This is a genomic window from Pseudocitrobacter sp. 73 (assembly GCF_008369545.1).
In the GTDB taxonomy this organism is placed as follows: Bacteria; Pseudomonadota; Gammaproteobacteria; order Enterobacterales; family Enterobacteriaceae; genus Pseudocitrobacter; species Pseudocitrobacter vendiensis.
The window spans coordinates 1-1,345 of record NZ_VTZO01000078.1 but is presented as its reverse complement, the minus strand read 5'-3'; the positions used below and the strand labels follow the sequence as shown (position 1 = coordinate 1,345).

At 51.2% G+C, this 1,345-nt stretch carries 1 protein-coding gene; it reads left to right on the top strand.

Annotated elements, in window-relative coordinates; genetic code table 11:
* The first annotated feature begins 58 nt into the window (after positions 1-58).
* The gene (locus F0Q32_RS25805; RefSeq protein WP_001615628.1) at positions 59-1,171 is read left to right on the top strand and encodes an IS4-like element IS421 family transposase; all 1,113 of its coding nucleotides are present in this window, start codon (positions 59-61) and stop codon (positions 1,169-1,171) included.
* Positions 1,172-1,345: the final 174 nt, after the last annotated feature.

Here is a 1,345-nt window from a genome sequence, read left to right as displayed (position 1 = left end):
TCCCATAAGCGCTAACTTAAGGGTTGTGGTATTACGCCTGATATGATTTAACGTGCCGATGAATTACTCTCACGATAACTGGTCAGCAATTCTGGCCCATATTGGTAAGCCCGAAGAACTGGATACTTCGGCACGTAATGCCGGGGCTCTAACCCGCCGCCGCGAAATTCGTGATGCTGCAACTCTGCTACGTCTGGGGCTGGCTTACGGCCCCGGGGGGATGTCATTACGTGAAGTCACTGCATGGGCTCAGCTCCATGACGTTGCAACATTATCTGACGTGGCTCTCCTGAAGCGGCTGCGGAATGCCGCCGACTGGTTTGGCATACTTGCCGCACAAACACTTGCTGTACGCGCCGCAGTTACGGGTTGTACAAGCGGAAAGAGATTGCGTCTTGTCGATGGAACAGCAATCAGTGCGCCCGGGGGCGGCAGCGCTGAATGGCGACTACATATGGGATATGATCCTCATACCTGTCAGTTCACTGATTTTGAGCTAACCGACAGCAGAGACGCTGAACGGCTGGACCGATTTGCGCAAACGGCAGACGAGATACGCATTGCTGACCGGGGATTCGGTTCGCGTCCCGAATGTATCCGCTCACTTGCTTTTGGAGAAGCTGATTATATCGTCCGGGTTCACTGGCGAGGATTGCGCTGGTTAACTGCAGAAGGAATGCGCTTTGACATGATGGGTTTTCTGCGCGGGCTGGATTGCGGTAAGAACGGTGAAACCACTGTAATGATAGGCAATTCAGGTAATAAAAAAGCCGGAGCTCCCTTTCCGGCACGTCTCATTGCCGTATCACTTCCTCCCGAAAAAGCATTAATCAGTAAAACCCGACTGCTCAGCGAGAATCGTCGAAAAGGACGAGTAGTTCAGGCGGAAACGCTGGAAGCAGCGGGCCATTTGCTATTGCTAACATCATTACCGGAAGATGAATATTCAGCAGAGCAAGTGGCTGATTGTTACCGTCTGCGATGGCAAATTGAACTGGCTTTTAAGCGGCTCAAAAGTTTGCTGCACCTGGATGCTTTGCGTGCAAAGGAACCTGAACTCGCGAAAGCGTGGATATTTGCTAATCTACTCGCCGCATTTTTAATTGACGACATAATCCAGCCATCGCTGGATTTCCCCCCCAGAAGTGCCGGATCCGAAAAGAAGAACTAACTCGTTGTGGAGAATAACAAAAATGGTCATCTGGAGCTTACAGGTGGCCATTCGTGGGACAGTATCCCTGACAGCCTACAAAACGCAATTGAAGAACGCGAGGCATCGTCTTAACGAGGCACCGAGGCGTCGCATTCTTCAGATGGTTCAACCCTTAAGTTAGCGCTTATGGGA

Bases quoted from the DNA above. Each gene is read 5' to 3' on its own strand.
- F0Q32_RS25805 (WP_001615628.1), top strand. From the start codon at position 59: ATGAATTACTCTCACGATAACTGGTCAGCAATTCTGGCCCATATTGGT.